This is a genomic window from Tenacibaculum geojense (genome assembly GCF_042676005.1).
Lineage (GTDB): Bacteria > Bacteroidota > Bacteroidia > Flavobacteriales > Flavobacteriaceae > Polaribacter > Polaribacter geojense.
Genome location: NZ_JBHTJR010000022.1, coordinates 640 through 25,248, shown reverse-complemented (window position 1 = coordinate 25,248; position 24,609 = coordinate 640). Strand labels below are relative to the sequence as shown.

The 24,609-nt window shown below is 30.4% G+C and carries 23 protein-coding genes; 15 read left to right on the top strand and 8 right to left on the bottom strand.

The features are described 5' to 3' along the window. Positions 1–44: 44 nt before the first annotated feature. From ACFQ1U_RS03880 to ACFQ1U_RS03870, 3 genes are read right to left on the bottom strand one after another with little or no spacing between them, the layout of a single operon-like run. Positions 45–782 (bottom strand): FKBP-type peptidyl-prolyl cis-trans isomerase, encoded by a 738-nt coding sequence (locus ACFQ1U_RS03880; RefSeq protein ID WP_386105522.1) that lies wholly within the window; start codon positions 780–782, stop codon positions 45–47. Then, entirely contained in the window at positions 769–1,308 is a 540-nt protein-coding gene (gene gldI / locus ACFQ1U_RS03875) for a gliding motility-associated peptidyl-prolyl isomerase GldI (protein ID WP_386105519.1), read from the bottom strand. Before gldI ends, ACFQ1U_RS03880 begins: the two co-directional genes overlap by 14 nt. Beyond that, positions 1,301–2,329, bottom strand: a complete 1,029-nt coding sequence (locus ACFQ1U_RS03870) for a DHH family phosphoesterase (protein ID WP_386105516.1) — start codon at positions 2,327–2,329, stop codon at positions 1,301–1,303. Before ACFQ1U_RS03870 ends, gldI begins: the two co-directional genes overlap by 8 nt. 346 nt (positions 2,330–2,675) lie before the next feature. Between ACFQ1U_RS03870 and ACFQ1U_RS03865 the strand changes: the two genes are divergently transcribed. Continuing rightward, positions 2,676–3,095 carry a nucleoside-diphosphate kinase gene (locus tag ACFQ1U_RS03865; RefSeq protein WP_320417690.1) on the top strand — a complete coding sequence of 140 codons (420 nt, stop codon included), beginning with the start codon at positions 2,676–2,678 and terminating at the stop codon, positions 3,093–3,095. A gap of 85 nt (positions 3,096–3,180) precedes the next feature. Continuing rightward, positions 3,181–3,534 carry a DoxX family protein gene (locus ACFQ1U_RS03860; protein ID WP_386105513.1) on the top strand — a complete coding sequence of 118 codons (354 nt, stop codon included), beginning with the start codon at positions 3,181–3,183 and terminating at the stop codon, positions 3,532–3,534. Here the strand turns inward: ACFQ1U_RS03860 and ACFQ1U_RS03855 are convergent. Beyond that, a complete protein-coding gene (locus ACFQ1U_RS03855; protein ID WP_386105511.1) occupies positions 3,526–3,822 on the bottom strand; it encodes a DUF721 domain-containing protein in 297 nt (98 codons plus the stop codon). The genes ACFQ1U_RS03860 and ACFQ1U_RS03855 overlap by 9 nt on opposite strands. A gap of 3 nt (positions 3,823–3,825) precedes the next feature. Beyond that, positions 3,826–4,905: a DNA replication/repair protein RecF gene (recF, locus tag ACFQ1U_RS03850; RefSeq protein WP_386105508.1), complete on the bottom strand. Its 1,080-nt coding sequence runs from the start codon at positions 4,903–4,905 to the stop codon at positions 3,826–3,828. A gap of 103 nt (positions 4,906–5,008) precedes the next feature. Between recF and ACFQ1U_RS03845 the strand changes: the two genes are divergently transcribed. The 11 genes from ACFQ1U_RS03845 (at position 5,009) to ACFQ1U_RS03795 (ending at position 17,667) form a co-directional block, all read left to right on the top strand. Beyond that, on the top strand, positions 5,009–5,797 hold the full coding sequence (locus tag ACFQ1U_RS03845) for a tetratricopeptide repeat protein (protein WP_386105505.1): 789 nt from the start codon (positions 5,009–5,011) through the stop codon (positions 5,795–5,797). Continuing rightward, positions 5,797–6,318, top strand: a complete 522-nt coding sequence (ribH, locus tag ACFQ1U_RS03840) for a 6,7-dimethyl-8-ribityllumazine synthase (RefSeq protein ID WP_386105502.1) — start codon at positions 5,797–5,799, stop codon at positions 6,316–6,318. Before ACFQ1U_RS03845 ends, ribH begins: the two co-directional genes overlap by 1 nt. A 182-nt stretch (positions 6,319–6,500) precedes the next feature. Continuing rightward, positions 6,501–6,782 carry a riboflavin synthase subunit beta gene (locus ACFQ1U_RS03835; protein WP_386105500.1) on the top strand — a complete coding sequence of 94 codons (282 nt, stop codon included), beginning with the start codon at positions 6,501–6,503 and terminating at the stop codon, positions 6,780–6,782. Beyond that, positions 6,782–8,635 (top strand): DNA mismatch repair endonuclease MutL, encoded by a 1,854-nt coding sequence (mutL, locus tag ACFQ1U_RS03830; RefSeq protein WP_386105499.1) that lies wholly within the window; start codon positions 6,782–6,784, stop codon positions 8,633–8,635. Before ACFQ1U_RS03835 ends, mutL begins: the two co-directional genes overlap by 1 nt. Before the next feature lies 1 nt (position 8,636). Continuing rightward, positions 8,637–9,359: a rhomboid family intramembrane serine protease gene (locus ACFQ1U_RS03825; protein ID WP_386105497.1), complete on the top strand. Its 723-nt coding sequence runs from the start codon at positions 8,637–8,639 to the stop codon at positions 9,357–9,359. A gap of 2 nt (positions 9,360–9,361) precedes the next feature. Next, positions 9,362–10,219: a rhomboid family intramembrane serine protease gene (locus ACFQ1U_RS03820; RefSeq protein ID WP_386105495.1), complete on the top strand. Its 858-nt coding sequence runs from the start codon at positions 9,362–9,364 to the stop codon at positions 10,217–10,219. A gap of 59 nt (positions 10,220–10,278) precedes the next feature. After that, on the top strand, positions 10,279–11,241 hold the full coding sequence (locus tag ACFQ1U_RS03815; protein ID WP_386105493.1) for an endonuclease/exonuclease/phosphatase family protein: 963 nt from the start codon (positions 10,279–10,281) through the stop codon (positions 11,239–11,241). A 30-nt stretch (positions 11,242–11,271) separates the two neighbouring features. Next, positions 11,272–12,411, top strand: a complete 1,140-nt coding sequence (locus ACFQ1U_RS03810) for an NAD(P)/FAD-dependent oxidoreductase (protein WP_386105491.1) — start codon at positions 11,272–11,274, stop codon at positions 12,409–12,411. Positions 12,412–12,686: 275 nt separating this feature from the next. Further along, entirely contained in the window at positions 12,687–13,427 is a 741-nt protein-coding gene (tssD, locus tag ACFQ1U_RS03805) for a type VI secretion system tube protein TssD (protein WP_386105489.1), read from the top strand. A gap of 14 nt (positions 13,428–13,441) precedes the next feature. Next, positions 13,442–16,888, top strand: a complete 3,447-nt coding sequence (locus ACFQ1U_RS03800) for an OmpA family protein (protein ID WP_386105487.1) — start codon at positions 13,442–13,444, stop codon at positions 16,886–16,888. Continuing rightward, the gene (locus ACFQ1U_RS03795; RefSeq protein ID WP_386105485.1) at positions 16,867–17,667 is read left to right on the top strand and encodes a formylglycine-generating enzyme family protein; all 801 of its coding nucleotides are present in this window, start codon (positions 16,867–16,869) and stop codon (positions 17,665–17,667) included. The genes ACFQ1U_RS03800 and ACFQ1U_RS03795 overlap by 22 nt, the downstream gene beginning before the upstream one ends. 73 nt (positions 17,668–17,740) lie before the next feature. Here ACFQ1U_RS03795 and ACFQ1U_RS03790 read toward each other — a convergent pair whose 3' ends face one another. The 3 genes from ACFQ1U_RS03790 to ACFQ1U_RS03780 are packed head-to-tail and all read right to left on the bottom strand — an operon-like array spanning position 17,741 to position 22,048. Then, positions 17,741–19,084: a DUF5458 family protein gene (locus ACFQ1U_RS03790; protein WP_386105483.1), complete on the bottom strand. Its 1,344-nt coding sequence runs from the start codon at positions 19,082–19,084 to the stop codon at positions 17,741–17,743. 6 nt (positions 19,085–19,090) lie between these two features. Beyond that, the gene (locus tag ACFQ1U_RS03785; RefSeq protein ID WP_386105481.1) at positions 19,091–19,543 is read right to left on the bottom strand and encodes a hypothetical protein; all 453 of its coding nucleotides are present in this window, start codon (positions 19,541–19,543) and stop codon (positions 19,091–19,093) included. A 45-nt stretch (positions 19,544–19,588) separates the two neighbouring features. Then, positions 19,589–22,048, bottom strand: coding sequence for an ATP-dependent Clp protease ATP-binding subunit (locus tag ACFQ1U_RS03780; RefSeq protein WP_386105479.1), 2,460 nt, complete (start codon positions 22,046–22,048; stop codon positions 19,589–19,591). Between the two features lie 290 nt (positions 22,049–22,338). Here ACFQ1U_RS03780 and ACFQ1U_RS03775 point away from each other — a divergent pair, with 290 nt between their 5' ends. Together ACFQ1U_RS03775 and ACFQ1U_RS03770 are read left to right on the top strand one after the other, a co-directional pair. Beyond that, complete coding sequence (locus ACFQ1U_RS03775; RefSeq protein WP_386105477.1) at positions 22,339–23,337, top strand: PKD domain-containing protein; 999 nt, start codon at positions 22,339–22,341, stop codon at positions 23,335–23,337. 13 nt (positions 23,338–23,350) lie between these two features. Continuing rightward, the gene (locus tag ACFQ1U_RS03770) at positions 23,351–24,511 is read left to right on the top strand and encodes a hypothetical protein (protein ID WP_386105475.1); all 1,161 of its coding nucleotides are present in this window, start codon (positions 23,351–23,353) and stop codon (positions 24,509–24,511) included. Positions 24,512–24,609 lie beyond the last annotated feature (98 nt).

Genomic DNA, 24,609 nt, shown 5'->3' with positions numbered 1-24,609 from the left:
TACTAACAAAAAAACAAGTAAAAATTTAATTGGTTTTACCATTATTATTTTATCTCTAATAATTCTACTTCAAATACTAAAGTAGCAAATGGCTTAATTTTTCCTCCTGGTCTTGGTGTTGCACCGTAACCTAATTCTTGTGGAATGAAAAACTTATATTTTGCTCCTGGCTTCATTAACTGTAATCCTTCTGTCCAACCTTTAATTACTTGATTTAAGAAAAACTCAGCTGGTTGATTTTTCTCTACAGAAGAATCAAACACAGTTCCATCAATTAATGTACCGTGATAATGTACTTTTACCTTATCTGTAGCCTTTGGGTTTTCACCTGTACCTTCTTTTAAAACTAAATACTGTAAACCACTCTCTGTAATTTTAACACCTTCTTTAGTTTTATTTTCTTCTAAAAACTTTTCGTTTTCTTTTTTGTACTCCCCAAATTCAGCTTCTGCTTTTTTAGCTCTTTCTTCTTGTTGCTTTTGCATTTTTTCCATTCTTACTTTTTGGAAATAAGGCATAATCACATTTCTAATTTCTTTTTGGTCGATTAACAAGTTTGAAGTAGAATCTGCATCAATTCCCTCTAAATAACCTTGAATTAAAACATCTTTGTTTAAATCGTCGCCAAAGTTCGTTTTTAATTGTGATGCCATATCTAATCCAATAGCATAACTCACAGAGTCTATTTGGTTGTTTAACGAACTTGTTTTCTTTAATTGACTGTTACAAGAAGTCACTAATAATCCTAAAGCTGCAATAGCTGATACCTTAGTTAATTTCATTTTTTATTAATTTATTAATTGTTAGGGTACTTTTAATTGGTTGATTAATTCCTATTTTATTTCCATCACCTGTAACTCCAAAAGCTCTATATGATGGAATTACAAATGTAATAGTTTCACCTTGTTTCATCAACTTTATTCCATCTTGAAGCCCTGGAATAAAATCTTCTTTATCTACTTTATACGTTTTTTGTTGGGTTGGATAAATAACATTTCCAAGAACATCTGTAATATTAAATGTAATTTCTACAATGTCATTTTTCTCAGGCATTTCTGTCTTTACAGTATCTTTCACATTATATGTGTACCAAAATCCTGTTGATGATGCAATGTAAGTTTGTGTAGTATCTTGCTTTAAAAAAGCTTCTAATCTTGCCTTTTCTAAAGCATTTAACTTTTTATTTTCTGCTATTACCTCTTCATAAAAGTTAGAAGTTGAATGTTGCTTAGGTCTACGTGCTTGCTGTTGCTTACAAGCAATTACTAACATTAAAACCGATATTATTTGAATACTTTTTTTAAGCATTGTACGAATTTTTAAGTTCGTTTTCATATGTAGGTAATAACGCTTTAAAAGCTTTTATAGTATCTTCTAAACTTTCTTCACTCCTACCTCCTGCTGCATTATCATGACCGCCTCCGTTAAAGTATTTTCTTGCAAATTGATTTACAGAAAAACTTCCTTTAGACCTGAATGATATTTTTATAATTCCTTGCTCTTCATCTTCTATAAAAATAACGGCAAAAACAATTCCTTTTAAAGATAACGCATAATTAACGACTCCTTCAGTATCACCTTTTTCATAATTAAACTTTCTTTTCTCTTCTTGAGAAAGTGTAATAAATGCGGTGTTATATTCTGGTAGAATTTGCAAATTACTTAAAGCTTGTCCTAATAACAATAACCTGTTATAAGAATTAGCATCAAATACATTACTATGAATTCTATCGTTTTTAGCGCCAGCATCTATTAAATTAGCTATAATTCTGTGCGTTTTACTTGTTGTAGATCTAAAACGAAAAGAACCTGTATCTGTCATAATTCCCGTATACAAACAAGTTGCTATATTTTCATCTAGTAAATCTTCGTCGCCCATCATGGTTATAAAATTATACACCATTTCACAAGTTGAAGACATGGAAGTATCTGAATACATATATGAAAAATCATCTGGTTGTTGATGATGATCTATCAATGCAAAATCATTAGGATATGCTTCTAAAGTATTTTGCATATCTGAACCAACTCTATGAAGCGCATTAAAGTCTAATAGAAAAACAATTTCTGATCTATTTAGTGATTTTACACTTTGATTATTTTGCCTATCAAATCTGTAAACAGTTTCAGAACCTGGTAACCAGTGTAAAAAATCGGGATATTCATTAGGCATTAACACTTGTGTTGTGTGCCCTTTTTTATCTAAATAATGTTTCAAACCTAAGGTAGATCCTAAAGCATCTCCATCTGGGTTTTTATGTCCTATTACTACGATATTTCTTGGGGAACTAAGATAAGTTCGTAACTCTTCAAATCTGTTTAAAACCATAAGTGGCGAATATACAATTTAATATTCTTTTAAACATTTAATAAAATCTGTTTTGTTGAATTACAAACTAACCCTATTAATTATCTAATTATCAATTTTTACTTAGTCGATTAACACATGTTTACAAAAACTTCAAAAAAGAACACAATCCATACCGAGTAAAAAAGGTTATACACCAAGAAAGTTTTGGACTTTTACTTTTTGATTTTCAACAAAAAAAGGTAAAAATTCAAATGCACGGTAATGGAAAATTACTACAAGAAATTACACAAAGCTATAATTAACTTGTTAATAACATTTAAAAGCGTATTTTTGCGCGAAATTTAACTTTTGATATCATTAAACAATGGCAACAAATAGAACTTTTACCATGATTAAGCCAGACGCTGTAGAAAACGGTCACACTGGTGCTATTTTAGAAAAAATTAACGCTGCAGGATTTAGAATTGTAGCAATGAAAAAAACTCAAATGACTAAGCGTGATGCTGAGACTTTCTATGCAATCCACAGCGAGCGTCCATTTTTTGGTGAATTAGTTGAGTTTATGACTCGCGGACCAATTGTTGCTGCTATCTTAGAAAAAGATAACGCAGTAGAAGACTTTAGAACTTTAATTGGTGCTACTAACCCAGCTGAAGCTGCTGAAGGTACAATTAGAAAACTATATGCTACTTCTATAGGAGAAAATGCTGTTCACGGATCTGATTCTGATGAAAACGCTGCTATTGAAGGTGCTTTCCATTTTTCTGGTAGAGAAATGTTCTAAATCTTTATAGATAGATTTTAATTAAATTAATATATTGGAAACTCGTTACTTAGTAGCGAGTTTTTTTGTACAAATACTTTAAACTATGACCTTAAATTTATACTGGATTACTACCTCTTTAGTAAGTTTGTTTTTATTTGTTAGCTCATACACCTATGTATTTAGTACTAATACTATAGAAGGAATAAAAGCTTTAGGTTTTCCTGATTTTTTCAGAATACAATTAGCTATTTTAAAATGTATTGCCGCTGTATTATTATTAGCTCCAAATATTACACCTATTTTAAAACACTGGAGCTACGCAGGTACATTTTTATTTTTATTTACAGCTGTTGTAGCACATATTGCACATAAAGATGGACTTGGAATTCTTTTTATGCTATTTTGTTTAATTATATTAACTATTGCGTCTTATTACCTGCATTTAAAACTATACTAGCATCAATTTTTTAACCAATTCATCCCCCATTTCATCATTAATCATTCTGATAATTTTATCTTTACCATAGCTCAATTCCTCTCTTAAAACAGAAGAGTTTAAACGTACTATTAATGTTCCGTTTTGTAATTTAACTTCATTTGTGTAAGATGCAACTCCAGCGCCCATCAACTTTTCCCAAGCTTCTTGTATATGTATTTTTTGAAAACCTCTTTCTAACTTATTGTCTTTAATAAAAGTTCCCATTAGGTCTTTTATAGAAAAACTATCATTCTCTCTCTTTGCCATGGTTTATAATTTAAATATTTGGTAAGATTGGTTACTTTGTTTTAACACAGCCTCAGTTCTGTCTGCATGTGTATCTGTAATAAAAATTTGTCCTAATTCATTGGTATTAACTAACGATATTATATGAGAAACTCTATGTTCATCTAGTTTATCAAAAACATCATCTAACAATAAAATAGGTGTTATTTGCAATTGCTTTTTAATAAATTCAAACTGCGCTAATTTTAAAGCTATTAAATACGTTTTTTGTTGTCCCTGCGATCCAAATTTTTTAATAGGATATCCTTCAATTTCAAAACTTAAATCATCTTTATGCGTTCCGGCAGAAGTGTATTGTAACACCTTGTCTTTTTCTAAACTTTGTGCTAATAATTCTTCAAAAGAAACCTCATGCAATTTACTTTTGTAAATTAAATTCACAGCTTCTTTATTACCTGATATAACTTGATGTTTTTCATTAAAAATAGGTACAAACTCTTTTAAAAAAGCATTTCTCTTCTGATATATAACGCTTCCTAAACTTACTAATTGCTCGTTATAAACACTTAAATTTAGTGCATCAAAAGTTCGGTTGGCAGCAAAGTACTTTAACAGTGCGTTGCGTTGACTTACTACTTTATTGTATGATATTAAGGTTTGAAGATATTTTTTATCTTGTTGAGAAATAACTTCATCAATAAATTTTCGTCTTGTTTCGCTTCCTTCAATAATTAAATCTCTATCTGCTGGAGAAATCATTACTAAAGGAAACTGCCCTACATGTTCAGAAAACTTTTCATATGCTTTACCATTTCTTTTCAACACTTTTTTTTGTCCTTTTTTTAAAGAACAAATAATTTTTTCTAATCTATTATGTAACAAATAGTCGCCTTCAATCATAAAAAAATCTTGATTGTGGCGAATATTCTGCCCAGCAATACTATTAAAGTATCCTTTAGTAAAAGACAAATAATAAATAGCATCTAACACATTGGTTTTTCCAACACCATTATCGCCTACAAAACAATTAATCTTCTCTTCAAACTGAAAAGTTTTTGCTTCAATGTTTTTAAAATTTACGAGCGATAATTTTTGTAAATGCATTAGCGATGAATTGTTATTGAAAGGATGCGCAAAATAACGAAAAATCAGTTTTTAAAATCCAATTAAAAAAACTATTTTTGACGCCACTAATTTTAATACAATTATGGCAACATACAAAAAGAGAGGATATAAACCTAAGAAAGAAAAGGTTGTAGAGGAAACAATTGAAGAAACGTTTGACGAATCTCAAAGTACTACTGCAGAAGTTTTTAATACATTAGACGAAACTGCCAACAAATCTGAAGAGTGGATTGAAAAAAACAGCAAACCATTATTTTACGGTCTTGTAGGTGTTGCAGCCTTAATTTTAGTATTTTTAGCGTACACTAAATTTGTAAGTGAGCCAACAGAAATTGAAGCTTCTAATGAGTTAGCGCATCCTAGAGCTCTTTTTGATAAAGCTATTACTGCAGCAGGTGCAGAAGCAGATAGCTTATATACCTTAAGTATTGAAGGTGGTGTTGATGGTAAATATGGTTTTGTTGATATTGCTGATGCCTACAGCGGAACAAAAGCTGGTAACTTAGCTAACTATTATGCCGGAGTTTCTTACCTAAATATGAAGCAATATAAAAAAGCGGTAAAGTATTTAGATAAATTTGATTCTGATGATGAGTTATTAGGACCAGCAGCATTAGGTGCAATGGGTGATGCTTTTGCTGATGTAAATCAATTAGAGGATGCTTTAGACAGCTATATTAAAGCAGCTAATAAGAAAGATAACGATTTTACATCTCCTTTATTCTTATTTAAGGCAGGACAAACAGCTATGTTATTAAAAAATTATAGCAAAGCTGAAGAGTTGTTTACAAAAATTAAAGAAAAGTATCCTACCACTACACAAGGTAGAGATATTGAAAAATATATTAACAGTGCAAAATACGCACAATAATGGCTACAACAAACTTATCTTATTACGATAAAGCTACAATCCCAAATGCGAAAGATTTTCGATTTGGGATTGTTGTTTCTGAATGGAATCCAGAAATTACTAAAAACTTACATAAAGGTGCTATAGAAACACTTTTAGACTGTGGTGCTACAGAAAAGAACATTGTTTCTTGGGATGTACCAGGAAGTTTTGAATTAGTGTTTGGATGTAAAAAAATGATTGAAACTGAAAAGTTAGACGCAATTATTGCCATTGGAAACGTTATTCAGGGTGAAACCAAACATTTTGATTTTGTTTGTGAAGGTGTAACACAAGGTATTGTAGATTTAAATATTAAATACGATGTTCCTGTTATATTTTGTGTATTAACAGATAATACCAAACAACAATCAATAGATAGATCTGGAGGAAAATTAGGAAATAAAGGTATTGAATGTGCTGTAGCAGCTATTAAAATGGCAGCTATTAAAATGGCAGCTATTAAAAGCTTAAAAACCAACACGAACAATATCGGTTTTTAAAAAAATTAATTCATACCTAAAACACATAAAACCAAGATTCAGAAAGCTGTTTCTTGGTTTTTTTTCTAATATAGATTCTTATCAACATTGCTTGACCACTACTCTATAATTCAGTAAATTTGAACCTATTGTTTTTGGTGCAGTTTTTGCACATAAAAAATCACAAAACAATACTACTATGTATGGCTATTTTTAAAAAAGACCCAAAGAAATTCGATTATAAACCACGCTATTACAAAGGAGATGGAAACCCGTATGAATTTAAACATAAATTTGACGAGTTTAGAACCACTGTAGGCAAAAGAAAAAATATTAAACAAAAATTTGACGCTGCTTTTGATGACTTTAAAGATTCTGGCTATCGATTAAACAAAACAATTGTAATTATAGCGCTTATTTTAACGTTTATTTTTTTGTACATCATAGACTTTGATCTAACAATATTTACTTCTAAAAATAATTAATGTCAGATATCATTCAATTACTTCCAGATCACGTAGCCAATCAAATAGCGGCAGGTGAAGTGGTACAAAGACCGGCTTCTGTAGTTAAAGAATTACTAGAAAACGCTATTGATGCTGGTGCGGAAACTATTACATTACTTTTAAAAGACGCTGGTAAAACTTTAATTCAGGTAATTGATGATGGTAAAGGTATGAGTACTACCGATGCTCGTTTATGCTTTGAACGTCATGCAACCTCAAAAATTAAAGAGGCACAAGATTTATTCAACCTAAATACAAAAGGGTTTAGAGGTGAAGCTTTAGCTTCTATAGCCGCAATTGCTCATGTTGAATTAAAAACAAAACAAGCCACTGAGGATGTTGGAACTTGCGTTAAAATTGAGGGAAGCACCGTAGTTTCTCAAGAAGTTGTAAATTCAGCCAAGGGAACCAGTATTGCTGTTAAAAACCTATTTTACAACATACCAGCCAGAAGAAATTTTTTAAAATCAGACACGGTAGAAACACGTCATATTATTGACGAATTTCAACGTGTTGCGCTAGCACATCCTGCTATTGCTTTTATTTTACATCATAATGGTAATGAAGTTTACCATTTAAAAAGTAGTAATTTACGTAAACGTATTGTAGGTATTTTTGGTGGAAAAACTAATGAAAAGTTAGTACCAATTGAAGAACATACCGACATATTAACCATAAAAGGCTTTGTAGCTAAGCCAGAATTTGCAAAAAAGAAAAGAGGAGAACAATTCTTCTTTGTTAATGATCGTTTTATAAAAAGCTCTTACTTAAATCATGCAGTAGTGAATGCTTTTGAAGGCTTGCTAGACAATAACGCGCATCCATCTTATTTTTTATACTTGCAAGTCCCTCCTAACAGTATTGACATTAACATTCATCCAACCAAAACAGAAATTAAGTTTGATAATGAAAAAAATGTTTATGCTATTTTAAGAGCAACTGTAAAACATAGTTTAGGACAATATAATGTTGCTCCTGTTTTAGATTTTAATAGAGATGCTACGCTAGATACTCCGTATGATTTTAAAGACAAACAAACGGTAAGTACTCCAAAAATAATTGTAGACCCTACATTTAATCCTTTTAAAACTGAATCAGGCACTATAAATCATAACTCAAACAGTAGATCGGGAGTTCTTAATAAGAATAGTAATCCTCCTCAAAACTATAAAAAGGATACCGGAAGTTGGGAAGCTTTATACGCCGATATTCAACCTATTGAACCTGTAAAACAAGAACAACTTTTTGATGTTGAAAAAGAAAACGAAACAGGAAAAACATTTCAAATTCAGAAAAAATACATTTTAAGTTCCATAAAATCGGGTGTGGTATTAATTCATCAATCATTAGCTCATCAAAGAATTTTATACGAAGAGTTTTTGCACAATATCACTGTTCAGGAAGCTAGTAGTCAACAATTACTATTTCCCGTGAGTATTTCTTTTACAAAGTCTGATATAGAAATGATTTACAGTATAAAATCTGATTTAGAGAGTACTGGCTTTGTATTTAATGAATTTACCAAAGAAGGTGTAGTTATAGGTGGAATACCAACCTCTATTACAGAAAGTCAAATAACACTAATTTTAGAACAACTTTTAGATGATATAAAATTAGAAGTTCCTGATGCTAGTTTTAGTCACTTTGACATTATGGCAAAATCATTTGCAAAATCATTAGCCATAAAAACTGGAACTAGTTTAACCGTAAAAGAGCAAGAAAATTTAGTAAACAACTTATTTTCTTGTAAAGAACCTAATACATCTCCGTTTGGTAAAGCAACGTTTAAAACCTTACCTTTATCTGAAATAGATAGTATTTTTAATAAATAATATGCGAAACGTAACACAAGCTATAAAACACTTAATCATTATTAACGTAATAATGTTTTTTGTGCCATTATTATTACAAATGGATTTAACAAATCTATTTGCTTTACATTATCCAGAGAATGAACATTTTGGTTTCTGGCAATATTTTACACATATGTTTATGCATGGAGGATCTATGCATTTACTTTTTAATATGTACGCTTTATGGGCATTTGGATCTCCACTTGAACAAATGTGGGGTAAGAATAAGTTTTTATTTTTCTATTTTTCAGCTGGAATTGGTGCAGGTCTTATTTATACTTTTGTGAATTATTATCAATTTAATGGAATATATGAGCAATTAATTAATATGGGAGTTTCTTCTACAGAAATAAAACAAATCCTTGATGCTGGATCATATAACGATAATATTATTTCTCTTTCTAATGAAACAATGAGAGAGTTTTATTCACTATATCACACCCCTGCTGTTGGTGCTTCTGGTGCTATTTATGGTATTTTAGTTGCCTTTGCCATTGCTTACCCAAATGCTAAGCTTGCTCTTATATTTTTCCCTGTTCCTGTAGCGGCTAAATATTTTATTCCATTGATGATTTTTGGAGATTTATTTTTTGGTGTTACCAAATACTCTATAGGAAATGTAGCTCATTTTGCTCATATTGGAGGTGCTATTATTGGTTTTTTAATTGCTTGGTACTGGAAAAAAAGTCAATACCGTTTATAATTATGAAAGAATTAAACACATTAAAATACAGATTTCAAAATGCTGGAATTGTAGAAAAACTCATCTACATCAATCTTTGTGTTTTTATTGCTACGTTTGTGTTTAACACCTTAGGATATTTATTTCAATCTAATACTAACTTTTTAATTCAGTGGTTTTCGTTATCGGCAGATTTAGATAGCTTTTTATATAAACCTTGGAGTATTGTAAGCTACGGCTTTTTGCATGGCGGATTTTTACACATACTTTTCAATTTAATAGCATTGTATTTTATTGGTAATTTGTTTGTTCAATATTTTACGAGTAAACAATTATTAAATTTTTATTTGTATGGAACCATTGTAGGTGGAATCCTTTTTTTACTCAGTTACAATGCGTTTCCTGTTTTTAAAAATTTGCCGCATAACAATATATTAGTTGGTGCCTCTGCAGGAATTTCTGCAATTTTTGTAGGTATTGCCACCTACATGCCCAACTATCAGGTTAAAATACCTTTGATAGGATACATTAAACTTTGGCATTTAGCTGCTTTTTGGATTTTGGTAGACATTATTCAAATTCCTGTTAGTAATGCTGGTGGACATATAGCACATTTAGGTGGTGCGTTATTTGGCTATCTATATGTACACAATGCCAGTAATAAAACACTTTCTTTTAGCAACCCCTTAAAAAATATTTTTAAAAAGAAAGAAAAGCCTTTAAAAACAGTTTATAAATCAGGAAATAAAGCCTTTGTAAAAAATAGCAAATCTGAAAACCAAGAGAAAATTGATGCTATTTTAGATAAAATTGGCAAATCTGGTTATGATGCTTTAACTAAGGCAGAAAAAGAATTTTTATTTAAACAAGGGAAAAATTAGTGACTACCAACAAAAAATCATCTTTATTTAGCAAATTCTTATATTTTGTTAACTCCATATTGGCTACGCTTTTAATGTTGGCCTATTTTTTACCTTATATTTCTCCTAATACGGTTCCACTATTCTCTGTATTAAGTTTAGCTGTTCCTTTGCTTATTATTTGTAATGTTTTATTTATTATTTATTGGATTTTAAAGTTAAAAAAACACTTTATACTTTCTTCTGTAGTCATTGGTATTGGACTTGTATTTTCTTCACCATTTATTAAAATTTCTGGTAAAAAAGACAATTTAAATGACGATACTAAAATAATGAGTTATAATGTGAGAATGTTTAACTTATATAAATGGATTGATGATGATAGTATTGCTGATAAGATTGTAAAATTCATCAATAAAAAACAACCAGATATTTTAGCAATTCAAGAGTTTCATGACACTAAACAGAAAAAGTTTTCTTACAAATACCAATATTTTGTTCCTACAAGCAAAAAAAATAATTTTGGATTAGCTATTTTATCAAAGTTTCCAATAATAAATAAAGGCTCACTTAACTTTTCTAAAAGTGCTAATAATGCCATTTTTATTGATGTAAAAAAAGGAAAAGACACTATTAGAATTTATAACATACACTTACAATCTTTAAAAATTAACCCAACAAAAGAGAATTTTGGCGAAGAAACATCCGAAAAACTAATTAAACGATTAGCTGACGGTTTTCAAAAACAAGCTTCGCAAACAGAAGTATTTTTAAGACACCAGCAAAACTGGAAAGGTAAAACAGTAATTTGTGGCGATTTTAATAATACTGCTTACTCATGGGTTTACAATCAAATATCATACAATAAAAAAGATGCTTTTACAGAGGCTGGTTATGGCTTTGGTAAAACATTTAACTATTTTTTCCCAATGAGAATTGACTTTATTTTAACAGATACTGGAGCTACAATTAATAGTTTTAAAACATATTCTCACAAATACTCAGACCACTTTCCCATCATGACCCGTGTAAATTGGAACTAATGTTTATATTAGCGAAAATTACAACTAACTATGAATCACTTTGATGTAGCGATTATTGGTGCTGGACCTTCGGGAGCATCTGCTGCTTTTCATTTAGCCAAAAACGGTATTAAAACCGTAATTATAGAAAAAGAAACTTTACCTCGTTATAAAACTTGTGGAGGCGGTTTTGTGTACCGAGGAAGAAGAAATTTACCGTTTGATATTTCTGAAATTGTAGAAAAAGAATTTCATACCGTAGATATTTACCTTGGAGAATCTTTACATTTTAGAACACACAGAGAGCAACCAACCATAAGTATGGTTATGCGTGATTCTTTTGACAATTTACTGGTTGAAAAAGCCAAAGAATTGGGAGTTACTTTACTTCAAGATCATAAAGTAGAAAACTTAGACTTTTCAGATAAAAAAATACAAATTACTACTTCTAAACAAAGTATTACTGCTTCTTTTGTTATTGCTGCAGATGGCGCTTTAAGTCCAACAGCCAAATTAGCTGGATGGACAACAGATACCCGAAAATTAATACCCGCTTTAGAATATGAAGTTGAAGTATCTGAAGAAGATTATGAACGTTTAAAAAATGAAGTTCGTTTTGATATTGATGCTATCCCGTTTGGTTACGCTTGGAGCTTCCCTAAAAAAAATCATTTATCATTGGGTGTTGCATCGGCACGAAGAACTAAAATCAATTTAAAAAAGTTTTACAACGAATACCTTGAAACTTTAGGAATTAAAAAAATCATAAATCAAACACAACATGGATTTCAAATCCCTGTTGCGCCTAGAACTGATGGATTTGTAAAAAATAACGTGTTTTTAATAGGTGATGCAGCTGGTTTTGCAGATCCTATTACTGCGGAAGGAATTTCTAATGCTATCTACAGCGGATTATTAGCTGCAGAAAGTATTGTAGAAGCAGAACTAAATAGTGTTGAAGCAGAAAAATTATACCTAGAAAAAATAAATAAAAAGTTAATACCTGAAATAAAAACAGGTTTATGGCTATCTAAATGGTTTTATGAACAAAAAACAATCAGGAATATCATGCTGAAAAAATACGGTCAACGTTTTAGTGAAGCAATGGCCGATGTTTTTATGGGAGATAAATCATACCCAACCGATATTGGTAAAAAAATAACTCAAAAAATTAAAGAACTGGTATTTTAATACCAGTTTTTTTATATCAAAAATCAACAAAAAAACAAATATTTCAACCTACTATAAACAATAATTGCTTTTCATACAATTTCTCATAATCTACTAATAGTCAATATGATTTTTATTTATATTTAACCTGCTATAAAATACTATTGAAAAAGAAAACATCTGCCAACAAACAGTTGTGTTTCAGCCAATCATCTTACAACCAACCTTCACCTAGATTGTTGTATTTGAAATGGATACATTAATAGTTTCTTTAAAAAATTGCAAAATAAATAACTATGAGTAGCTTTAAAGCCAAACTATTTATTAATGGAGAAGAAAGAAATTTACTACAAGTAAAACAAACCTTTTCTCAATACTTTGACACTACTGGGCGCCCAACTACCAAACCTATTGGTAACAGTTTATTTTTTACTGTAGAAAGCACAGGAAATGACAGTTTTTTTTATCATAACATGTTTTCTCCTAACAATATAATAGACGGTGAAATCGTTTTTTACAAGCGCGACGGATTTAGCACTTTGTATAAAATTGAATTTGCCGAAGCTCATATTATTGGATTAAGAGAAAATTTTGATCATGATGATAATTTACCATTACACATGATAGTAGAAATTGGCTGGAGCATCATGAAAATTAAAGGGTTAATTATTCAAGAATACTGGAATCAAAATAATCCTTTTGAGGAAATAGCAGCTACTACTATAGAAGATGAAGAACCTGAAATAATATCATTAAGGTATTTAGACGAAGATGGAAATGAAGTAACAGAATTTTACGAAGATGTTATTTATCTCGAAATACAGTCTAAAAACTGTATTGGTAAACTGGTTGATATTGATTTATCTGATGATGAATTTGATTTTTCTTTTAATGGAGAACATTTAGAAAATGATTTACTTGAAGATTTGGAAATCAAAGCTGATTTACAAAAAATAAAATTAGAAGTATATTACGAAACAGCTGAAAACTCTGAAGAAGAAGAAACTGCAGAAGAGCAAAAAACTGTAACTGCATAAATAAAAACAAAAAAATGGCAACGGTATTATTACAAGAAGATCCTACTAAACAAGCGAAAGCCTCAGTTAAAGGAACAGGAAAAGGAATTCAAGAAATATTATTTTTTCCAGCAATTAATAAAGATTTAAACCCTGAAAATGAAGAACGCGTATCTGAATTTTGGGCGTTAGATGTTAAGAAACTTGAAGTATTTAATAAAGAAACAGAAAAATATTTAAAAGCTTCAGAGAAATTAGCTATTGCAAAAGAAAAATTAAAAAATGCACAAAAAGATCCTGTAGCTTTCAATGCTTTAAATGAAGAAATACTTGAAATTCATGAAGAGATAAGACAACTTTTTAAAGATGAAAATGATACTGATACTTCAAATAGTAACCAGGATAGTAATGACAAAGAAGGTAATGAGAAGAAAAAAGAAGATACTAACCCAGTAAAACTAGGTAGTTTTAAAAACTTAATTGAGTGCACAGGAGCAATTAGCAAAAAAACATACCATATATCTGTAAAAGACCTTGTAAAGGTAAGAGATACAAAAGCGAAACATAATGCTTTCAATGAGTTTAGATTCAAAACAAATATGTTTGATAACTCTGCAGAAGCTAAAACTATGTATCATGCTTTTTATGAAATATTAACTGATAGTAATGATGGTACTACTGATGATAAATTAAAAAAGCAAAAAGAATCAGATAAAAAAGAAAAAAACAGTAAAGTTATTGAAGTTTTAAAAAAAGTTAGAGTGGAAATGACTGAAAAATGGGATTTTGGTAAAGTAGATAAAAAAGAAGGCACTCTTAAACTTGGGAGAATTAAAAGATTTATCAAAAATGATGCTATTCGTAATTTATTAATAAGAGATGAAGTAAGTGAAGTTGTGGATAGCTTTTCTAAATATGTTAATGAAAATGCAAGATTATCAATTTCTGATAAAACGAATAAAAGAGATCAAATTATTGAATTATTAGAAAAGCCAGAAAATGAATTTGATCACTATCACTGGAACAAAGCAATGCTTGGAATTAAAAATCTTTGGCAGGATACTGATAAAAAATTTGTTTCCAAAGTAACTACAGGTTATCCTAAAATCCCATTAAATCTATCTGATAGAAAAAAACTAATAAAACTTATAAATGATCAAAAACTACCTCCTGCTTACTTTAATGCTACTGCAGGTGCACAATTAATGCGCTATACTGCCAATGCTGGAGGGGTTGCTGAGTTTAACTTTAAAGAAGGAAAAGCAAAAGTTGCCTATAAAGGTGATGCACAGTTTTCATTAGCAGAAGCCTCTGCTGGTATCAACCTATACTTACCGCATGAGGCTGGAGCAGCATGGGCTTTTAAAGTTGATGTAAGAAAAGAAACATATAGTTTTCAAAAAGTTGCCGAAACAGAGTTGTTAGAAACAAATCCTTTGTTTGTACATGACTCTTTTTTAGTACTTCCTCAAAATATAAAAAGTATTACCGAGCAAGTAGCTAACTTAAATTTTAGAAAAATTGAACAATCTGATGCTAAAAAAGAATTTTTAATTCAAGTAGTAGGCCATACAGATAGTTCGGGTAGCACTGCATACAATAAAGCTTTAGGTTATAATAGAGCGCATGCTGTACATGCTTTTTTTACTAATAACCATGCTCAATGGGTAAAAAACTTTGATGAAAACAAATGGGGAGCTCCAGAAAGAGAAATGATGGAACTTGCACTTTATATGTCTACCTTCCCTGATGAAGATTTTGAAAAAGTTATGAATTTGCCAGTTAGTAATACTGGTAAAATTGAAGATGATTTAGCTCAAAAAGTAGCATTGGCTTCCCAAAAATATTTTTATAAAAAAGAAATGCCTGGACCTGTAAAATTTTCTGGTATCAACCTTGAGACTAAAAGTTTATTCAGCCCTACGTTTTTTCAAGATTTATTATCTAGCAAACAAGACACTCCAAATATTCAAGATTTATCTAATAGAGACTTAGTTATATTGTATTTCCAAAGAATGCAACATTATGCTTTAAGACAAGTTAGTGGAGTAAGAGTAAAAGATTTTAGATATTTTTATGTAGATGAAGACATTTATCCTGTAATTAGTAAAGGGGAAGAAGAATTAAAAGAAGAAGTTAAAGGGAAAATAGCTGCAAATAGACGTGTTTCTTTAAATGTTACAGAAAGTGTTCGTGAAACTAAAAAAGTAGAAGAAGAAATTGACTTAGGTAAAGGACGAATGCATGTTGAAGGAAATACGAGTGCGTTTGTAGGAGCTTCAGTAGAATTATCTACAAGCTTTGAAGTTAATACTTATAAAGGTGTTGCCCAATTAGTTGGTAAGAAAAAAGAAACCAAAGACAAACAAACCGAATATAAAAATGGGGTTGTTGTAGCTAAAGATGAAAATAAAAATAATCCTTCTACAGACATCTCTTTGTTTGGTGCTGATGCAGGTGGAAAAGGTTCTGCTTTTGCTGGTGCTAAAATCCAAGGATCTATAGGTGTTGGTTTGGAGTGGGATAATCCTGATGATTCTGAAAAAAAATTCAACAAACTAGCTAGTGTTGGAGGTGCTTTAACAGGAACTGCTGGTGTTGGAGTTGAAGGTGAGTTTAAAATTGGATATGATAGCACAACGGGTACTTTTCAGGTTAAATTAAAAGCTAACGCTACTTGGGGATTTGGCGGCGGAGGTGCTTTATCTTTTTCTGTTGGTGTTATGCAGTTATATGATTTTGCTGTATTAGTTTACAAAAAACTTGAGGACAAAGATTTTAATTTCTTAGATATCTTTGAAAATGAAACAAATACAGATGGAACAAAAACTGAATCAAGTATAAATGTTTATGAATTGTACATTGCTTGGATAAATGAATTGTGGCAACAAGATGAGTTTTTTAAAGCTGGTACTGCAGCTCTATTACACAACGCCGCTCTTGGATTTGGTATTTTACAAAAAGGGTTAGATTTAATTGAAGACTTTAATAAGTATAAAGTTAATCGAAATAATACTGAAAATATGGCTCAAAATATCATTAAGGGTGAAGGTAAACAAATGCTTCAATACGTACCTCCTAAAGTAAAAGGACGAATGTTATATCAATTAGCAGAATATAAGTATAATCAATATATGTTTGAAGGCGTTCAAAAAGTATATGATACAGTAGTTAATAAATTAGGTAGTGATGCTTATAGTGATTTTGAAGAAGCTGCTAAAACTATTTTATTTTCTATGAAACATGCGCGTGAATGGCAAGAGGCTATGGAACATATGGCAATGAAAACCGCTGATGGAAAAGGATATCAAGCGTATGACAAAACAGTAGCTAATTCAGTAGGTCGTTTATTACGAATTCAAGAAAGTAAACAATTTTTACAAAATGAATTATTAACTGACACAGATGACTGGTTAGCAGTTGAAAATCATATTAAAAATATACCCGGTTTAAAAAAATTATGGCAAACAAAAGCATCGTAACAATTTTAAAAAGAATTAGTGTGACTTTATGTATGATTACATATATAAACTGCACCTCTCAATTAAGTAAAGAAGAACAACAAATTATTAACCAAGCCAAAGAAAATTTTGTATTTGTAGAAGGCGGAACTTTTATCATGGGGGAAAATAATACTCCTATTGCTCCCGAACATGAAGTTACGTTAAGTAGCTATTCTATAAGCAAATACGAAACAACATGGAAAGAATATGATTTATTTCGTAAAAAAAATGGACTCGAAATTATGGCCCCTGATTACAGAGATACTGTAGAAGGTTACTGTGACAGCTGTCCTGCCAAGAAAGCTTCCTGGTATACTGCAAAAGAATACTGTCAATGGTTGGGAAAACAATTAAACCTTCCTTTAGATTTACCCACAGAAGCACAATGGGAATTTGCTGCACGAAGTAGAGGTAAAAACGTTTTTCACGCAACAGATAATGGCAAAATTGTTGGTAGCTACACGGTAAAGAGAAATTATGACTTAAATAAAAAAGTAGGTTCTTTTGCTCCTAACCCACTTGGAATTTATGACATGTCTGGTGGACGCCCTGAATGGACTAATGATTACATGTGGGCTTATGAAGGTCCTGTAACTGATCCAAGATTTGATACCATAGATCTAAACAAAGAAAAAGTGGTACGTGGATTTCATAATTTATATAATTCAACCTATTTAAGAGGAAGTAGAGATCCTAATTTAATTGATGGGAATATAGGTTTTCGATGTGCTTGTAATAAAGAAACTCCTGTAAACTAAATATTATAAACAAAAAAGCTATTCATTTTTATTGAATAGCTTTTTTGATAATGTATAAACTAAAAACAATTAATTATTGTTGTTCGTATTCAGCATCCCAATCTGTACCGTCATCACCTTTCTGACCATCCATTTTAATTAGGAAGTTCTTCGCTGGAAAATATGGTTTCATATGAACATCTAAATAAACTCTATCTTTCTGATTTGGATCTTGTTCAAAACGTTTAATTGTAAAGTCTTCAATTAACTTATCTGGACCAGTAATATTATCTAAAAACTTAACAATTTGGTTCATTAACTCTTTTCTTGTTCTTGCATTAAAGTTTTCAAAAGCTCTTCTGTTTAAGAAATCCATTAAAACTTTTGTTACATAATCAAAAACACGAACTACTGAATAAGTTTGTAGTCCTAAATTGTCACCATTAAATAATGTTTTAGCTGAAAAAGCCATTACCTTACCATACTCGTTAACCATAGGAATTAATCCCATTTTTTCTAACTGAGATATTTCAGATTTTTTTAAATCGAATTTTACACCAGTTACCTCATTTAACCCTCCATGTTTTTTACCTGCAGTTACCTGAGACATAAGGGTTTTATAAACTTTACCTGCTAATGCTGGTGATGGTGGCACAAATAAATCTTCATCCTCGCCTACCTCATCAAATCTACCTCTACCTACTAACCAATTACAGGTCATCATTACATTTGACTTATAATTATCGCTTCCAGTTAATTTAGCGGCTTCAAACATTTCCATAACATCATCTGGTTCATCTAAATGTTCAAAATCCGTAATTAACATTACCTTATTATCATAAGCAATTTTTGCCCATTTTTCTATAACAGCGTTATTTTCTAGGTAACCAGGAATTACTAATATTCCGTAGTTATCTCTTAAATCTAAACGATCAAAATTATCTTTTAACTCTTCAGATACAGCATCAATAAAACGTGTATTATCTAAATCACGCATTTGTTCTGGATCTGCATTTAAAATAGTTAAGTTTTTAACTTTATCTGATTCTGTATTTTTATAAAATAATGCTAAAGATCTGTAAGACCTTTCTAAGTCTCTAGTTTGCTCAATTGCCATTCCTACGTTTTTCTCAAGCGTCTCATGAGCAATTTCAGATTTATTTTGAGCTTCATCAATCATCTTAGCGATATCTTCCCCTCCTTCTTCTAAAATTTTTTTCCAGATTTCTAGTGTTTTTTTAACTTTTTTTCTTTCCAATTTCTTAGAACTCTCCGTTAAAAATATTTTTTTTCTAGCTTTTCTTTCAGGGTTTAAGTTTTGAGAACCATCAATAGTTGCTTCAACTAAATCATACCCTCCAAATTTTGCAAGCTTTTCACTATTCTCTAATACTTTCTCTGCTAATTGTCCGCCTTGCAGTTGCTGTGCCTTTGCCATAGTAATTTAGTTTTTATCGTTTAACTCTTCTAACAATCCTCCAATAGTATCTAGTAACGCTTGTTTTGCTTCAGGATCTGCTAAAGCTAAACGTAATATTTTATTACTTTTTAGTTGCTTAACAACTTTTAAATACTGTTCTTTTTCTGTGTCTAAATCTTTTAAAAATTCACTTTGATTAGTAATTCCGTTCTTTCCAAAATCACCAACTGTTTTAAAATTTAAAGTTTCTTTTGATTCTAAACCTTCACTATCTGTAAAAGTCATTTCAACACTTGGACTAAAATGCTCAAAAGCTTCATTAATACTTTTTAATCCTTCAATCATTTTTGGCTTAACAGGTGGAAATTCTGTTAACTTTTCAACCAATAAAGTTCTGTTTTGAGGTATTTCTTGAAGGGCTTCAATAGACTCTCTTCTTACTTCCGTGCCTCCTAATCCGTACGTGTTATCACTCATAGTAGTTTATTTTTTTGTTTTTGTATAAATATAAATAATTACAGGTTACACACTCCAAACCAAGTTATTACTCTCATCTAAACTTAATTCTACTGTATTTCCTTTTGTTATTTCTCCTGATATAATTTTTTTAGATAATGGTGATCTTAGATCATTTCTGATAACATTTCTTAAAGGTCTAGCACCATATTTTGGTGTAAATCCTTTTTTTGCTAAAAGTTCAATGGCGTCATCACTTATATTTAACGTTATTTCTTGCTTTTCTAACGCCTGGTATAAACTCTTTAACTGTATTTTGAATATTTTGGTAATATTATCTTCTGTTATTGGTGAAAAAGGAATTATCTCTGTTAATCTTCCTAGAAATTCTGGCCTAAAATGATTCCCCATCATTTCTAATAAATCACTAGATTTTGGAATAATACCTTTATTAAATGAAGAAACTATATGATCACTACCTATATTAGAAGTAAATAAAATAACTGCGTTAGAAAAATCTCCTTCTTTCCCTAACCTATCATGTAATTTTCCTTCATCTAAAATTTGTAAGAAAATATCAAAAACTGATGGATGTGCTTTCTCTATTTCGTCAAATAATACTATTGAGTATGGGTTTTGACGAATTTTATTTACCAGTAATCCTCCTTCTTCATAACCAACATAACCTGGAGGCGCACCATACAATAAAGCTGCAGAATGTTCTTCTTTAAATTCAGACATATCAAAACGTATAATTGATGTTTCTGTTTGAAATAAAAATTCTGCTAATGATTTTGCTAATTCTGTTTTTCCTGTGCCTGTTGGTCCCGAGAAAAAGAACGACCCTATTGGTAGGTTTGGTTTACTTAAACCAGACCTTGACTCAAGTATGGCATCTGTAATTACATTTACGGCATGATCTTGACCTATTACACGTTTTCTTAAAATAGCATCCATTGTTAACAGTCTTTCTTTTTCATCAGACTGAAGTTTCCCTACCGGAATACCTGTTTTATGTGCTATGGTTAAAGCAATATCATTTTTTAGAAGTTCTGTTTTTTCTTGTAAAGCAATTTCTTTTAACCTATTTAAAATTTCATGTAATTTTTTAAAACCAGCTGATGCATTAGACACTTCTTTGTAATAATCTTCTTCTTTAAGTTCTCCAAATAATAAATAACTTAACCTATTTTTTATTTGTACAAACATCCAAAGTTGTTCTTTTAAAGCTTCAGACTCCTCCAATCCTTTTTCTTCTAAAGCTTTTATTTCTTCTGAAAGACTCTCTATTTGCGGTATTGAAGTTTCTATCATAAATTTTGTAGCAGACATTGTTCTGTCTATTAAATCTACTGCAGAATCTGGTAAACTTCGTTCTTTATTATAACGTTTTGCTAACCTAATGGCTTCTTGAATACTTTCATCTTCAATAGCTAATTGATGATAATTGGTGTAATACGAAATTGTATTTTTTATCATTCTAAAAGCATCTTCTTCACTTGGCTCTTTTAAGGCCACTACTTCAAATTGCCTAGCAAGTGTTTCATCTACCTCAATATGCTTTCTAAAAGAGTCATTAGTAGCTGTTGCAATAATGGTAATTTCACCTTTTACTAACTCGGCTTTTAAGATATTTACAATACCTTCATTATTACCATTTTTATTAGTTAAGTTATTTAATTGATCTATTAAAAGTATTGGCTTTTCAAAAGTTTTAATGGCATCTATCACCTTTGTTAACCTATCTTCTACTTCTCCCTTATATCCGGCTCCAGATGTTAAATTGATAAAATTTAACTCAAAAATATGCGCATTTTTAAAATGAGCAGGAACAGTATTACCTAAAGAAGCATAGGTTAAAGCATTTAACAATACTGTTTTTCCAACACCGGGATCTCCTAAAATTAATACGTTTGGTTTGGATTTACGTCCTAAAATCTCTACAATTGATTTAAGCTCTACATCTCTACCATATATTCTCTCCAACTCTTCATTAATGGCCTTTTCAGTTTTGTTTTCACAATAAGTTGCTAATAACTTTAAAGTTTCCTTGGTTTTATTTGAAGTGGTATTATCTTTAACAACATTGTCTAAAACAGTATTTCCGTTACTTGCAACGTTCGTAATAATTTCACTTGGCGTTAACGGAAACGTTTTTAACTGCTCATAAGTAAATCCAACGCCTGGTGTACTTAAAGCGGTTAAAACACAAAGTTCATCCACAGCATCTACACCTATTTTATGGGTTAAACTTTCTGCTTCAATAAAAACTGCATCAATAGAACTATCATTTTTAATATCTTCCATTATCTTAGAAGATTTAGGCAGTGATTCTAATCTAACCTCAGCCCATTCTTCAATATAGTATGGGTCTTGTCCTATACTTTCTATATAAGGCATCATACCAATATTTTTATGCAATAGCGCTTTCAATAGATGAGATGATGAATACTCTTTATGAGAATGTTCTTTTGCAATTGACTTAGCAATGTGAACAGCCTCCTCTATTTTTGAAGAAAAGGTCATAGTATTTTTTCAGTTTTAGCAATTTTTTCTGGAATAAATGTATTAAAAAAACAGCTATGTAGATGTTATTATTTTAGAAAGTGTCATTTTTTTATGATTGTTAGTTAGTTTTTGTAAGTAATTGGTAATTATTGGATTCAAAATTTTTATTAATTTTAGTAAGCCAAAAAAAGCTATAAAATGAAGCTCTTAAAGTTGATTGTTTTTCTACGATCAATTATCAAATAATTTTTGATTTCTATGCTTTACTTTATATTTGAAAAAAAAATTGACTCTTAAAAAACTTAGTTATGAACAAGACAATGTCAAACCATATTGACAAAATGGTTATTAGACTTTTTATTATTACTTTTTTAATTTCTGCTTCTGTTTTAGCCTACAGAGCTACCAAATTCACACCGTGCAAAGAAGTTATTTTTGATATAAAAGCTGATGAATTAGTAGAAGGGAAACTAATTAAATTTGTAGACCAAACCAAAAATGCTAGTGCTTGGGAATGGGATTTTGGTGATAGCACAAAGGTTTCTCATAACAAAGACGCCTTACATGTATTTAGAAAACCAGGAGAATACACCGTAAGTTTAACTGTAAACGGTATTTGTTTTGAACAGAAAAAAGTAATTGTAAAAGCAAAACCTTTTATTATTGATTCTACCAAACTTGCTAGGTTTAATTTACCAGCTACCATAAAAGTAGGAGAACAATTAGTTGTCAAAGATTTAACACCTAATGCAAGTACTTGGGAATGGCGTTTTGGAGAAACAGCTGGTGCAAACTCTACAAATAAAGTAGCGAGCTACGTTTATGAAACTCATGGTCTAAAAACAGTGTCACTAGTAGTAAATGGTGATATTAAACACGCAACTAGTAAAAAAATAGAGGTTTTACCTATTGAAAATACTGATACTAGAGATGAAATTACTTCTGTAACTAGAACCATTGGTAAACAAATAAAAGATGCTCCAGATACTAAGCCGTTAGGCTCTCAAGGCGATGCTCCTGTACTAAAAAATGACGGCCCAAAAACAGCTCCTAACATTAGTGATAATCAATTTAAAAATAAATTAATTCTGGTTTCTAGAAAAAAGTTATCTGTAGACTCTTTTAAAGATTATTTGTGTGGTAATTTAAATATGCCAATTATTGTTAACGGTGAAAAAACAACTTTTTTACAATTTTGCGAATTAATTCAGATTAAAAATGTAAAAATTAAAGAAGTAAAATTGTTTAAAGATAGTAATAACTGTATTACCAACATCACCGTTAAAAGAAGCAAATACATACTATAAACTCTAGAAAATAATGAATATACAAGAAGCAAAATATAGAGTGAATTGGGTTGATGGAATGAAGATTAATAAATCTCATTTTATTGATTCAGAAAATTCATTAATTTCTTTAGTAGAAAGAAGTGTTAAAAAAACACTGAGTCCGATTAATTTTGGAATATTACCTGTTTTTAGTGACGATCAAAAAGCTATTGATGTGTCTATTTCTTTAGACGGTCAAGATTCTGTTGAAGTAATTGTAAACAGTTGTATTGCTATTACTTTAGGTGGGAGTTTAATATACATTACCAATCATACACGTGATTTATTAGAACAATCAGGCTATATTTTAAAACATCAATATACCTTAAACAAAGAAGAGGAAGAATGGTATGTAGTATTAACTGCAAATCCTTACAATCCTGTTCCTGTTGGAAACGCAGACCCTAATGAAGAACCACCAAGGCATCCTTTTACCTTGCCGGAATATAAATTAAGTGTATTGCCTAGCTCTGAAGTTACCTTAAAAGAGTTAGGTCTGTATCATATAACAATTGGTAAAATTATTTTAGTAAATGATGTACCTACTTTATATGAGAGCTTTATTCCTCCGTGTTCTTCTATACAAAGTCATGAGGATTTACAATTTACCTATACTGAACTTGGTTATTTCTTTAACCAGATGGAAGCCTATTGTATGCATATTATTCAAAAGATTCATCAGAAAAAACAAACAAATGATCTAGCGCATATGGTAAAACACGTTTGTGAGCGTACCATGCAATATTTAAATAACTGTATTACTGATTTTAGGTTGATTGATAAACACGAACCTCCTATTGTAATGCTAACTAAGCAAATAAATTTAGCCAGAACTATTAAAAGCGGACTAGATGTTTTTACAGGTACTGGAAAAGAAGCCTTATTAAATTACTTAACTGACTGGTGTGATTTAAACCAAGGTGCATTTGAAAATGTATTGATAGATATGATTGATTTAAATTATGTTCATACAGATATCAATATTTCATTAGAAAAAACAGCATCTTTTACCAAGTTAATGCTATCATTATTCAAAAAACTTAACGAACTTGATTATATAGGTAAGAAAAACGATTCTAGTATTTTTGTAAAAGAAGAAGTGGTTGAGAGTAATAAAAGTGTAAAAAGTAGACGAAGTTTTCTACTTGACTGAGTCGTCCTAAAATAGGTTGACAGTTTTAAAAAATATATTTAAACCAGAGAAGCTAGCTTCTCTGGTTTTTTGTTATGTATAAAATTAGGTGTTTTCAT

Coding starts and splice junctions, on each gene's coding strand:
- recF (WP_386105508.1), bottom strand. CDS start 4,905: ATGCATTTACAAAAATTATCGCTCGTAAATTTTAAAAACATTGAAGCA.
- ACFQ1U_RS03790 (WP_386105483.1), bottom strand. CDS start 19,084: ATGGCAAAGGCACAGCAACTGCAAGGCGGACAATTAGCAGAGAAAGTA.
- ribH (WP_386105502.1), top strand. CDS start 5,797: ATGGCTACAACAAACTTATCTTATTACGATAAAGCTACAATCCCAAAT.
- ACFQ1U_RS03845 (WP_386105505.1), top strand. CDS start 5,009: ATGGCAACATACAAAAAGAGAGGATATAAACCTAAGAAAGAAAAGGTT.
- ACFQ1U_RS03855 (WP_386105511.1), bottom strand. CDS start 3,822: ATGGCAAAGAGAGAGAATGATAGTTTTTCTATAAAAGACCTAATGGGA.
- ACFQ1U_RS03770 (WP_386105475.1), top strand. CDS start 23,351: ATGAATATACAAGAAGCAAAATATAGAGTGAATTGGGTTGATGGAATG.
- ACFQ1U_RS03825 (WP_386105497.1), top strand. CDS start 8,637: ATGCGAAACGTAACACAAGCTATAAAACACTTAATCATTATTAACGTA.
- ACFQ1U_RS03835 (WP_386105500.1), top strand. CDS start 6,501: ATGGCTATTTTTAAAAAAGACCCAAAGAAATTCGATTATAAACCACGC.
- ACFQ1U_RS03795 (WP_386105485.1), top strand. CDS start 16,867: ATGGCAAACAAAAGCATCGTAACAATTTTAAAAAGAATTAGTGTGACT.
- ACFQ1U_RS03800 (WP_386105487.1), top strand. CDS start 13,442: ATGGCAACGGTATTATTACAAGAAGATCCTACTAAACAAGCGAAAGCC.
- ACFQ1U_RS03865 (WP_320417690.1), top strand. CDS start 2,676: ATGGCAACAAATAGAACTTTTACCATGATTAAGCCAGACGCTGTAGAA.
- mutL (WP_386105499.1), top strand. CDS start 6,782: ATGTCAGATATCATTCAATTACTTCCAGATCACGTAGCCAATCAAATA.
- ACFQ1U_RS03785 (WP_386105481.1), bottom strand. CDS start 19,543: ATGAGTGATAACACGTACGGATTAGGAGGCACGGAAGTAAGAAGAGAG.
- ACFQ1U_RS03820 (WP_386105495.1), top strand. CDS start 9,362: ATGAAAGAATTAAACACATTAAAATACAGATTTCAAAATGCTGGAATT.
- ACFQ1U_RS03870 (WP_386105516.1), bottom strand. CDS start 2,329: ATGGTTTTAAACAGATTTGAAGAGTTACGAACTTATCTTAGTTCCCCA.
- ACFQ1U_RS03775 (WP_386105477.1), top strand. CDS start 22,339: ATGAACAAGACAATGTCAAACCATATTGACAAAATGGTTATTAGACTT.
- ACFQ1U_RS03880 (WP_386105522.1), bottom strand. CDS start 782: ATGAAATTAACTAAGGTATCAGCTATTGCAGCTTTAGGATTATTAGTG.
- tssD (WP_386105489.1), top strand. CDS start 12,687: ATGAGTAGCTTTAAAGCCAAACTATTTATTAATGGAGAAGAAAGAAAT.
- gldI (WP_386105519.1), bottom strand. CDS start 1,308: ATGCTTAAAAAAAGTATTCAAATAATATCGGTTTTAATGTTAGTAATT.
- ACFQ1U_RS03780 (WP_386105479.1), bottom strand. CDS start 22,048: ATGACCTTTTCTTCAAAAATAGAGGAGGCTGTTCACATTGCTAAGTCA.
- ACFQ1U_RS03860 (WP_386105513.1), top strand. CDS start 3,181: ATGACCTTAAATTTATACTGGATTACTACCTCTTTAGTAAGTTTGTTT.
- ACFQ1U_RS03810 (WP_386105491.1), top strand. CDS start 11,272: ATGAATCACTTTGATGTAGCGATTATTGGTGCTGGACCTTCGGGAGCA.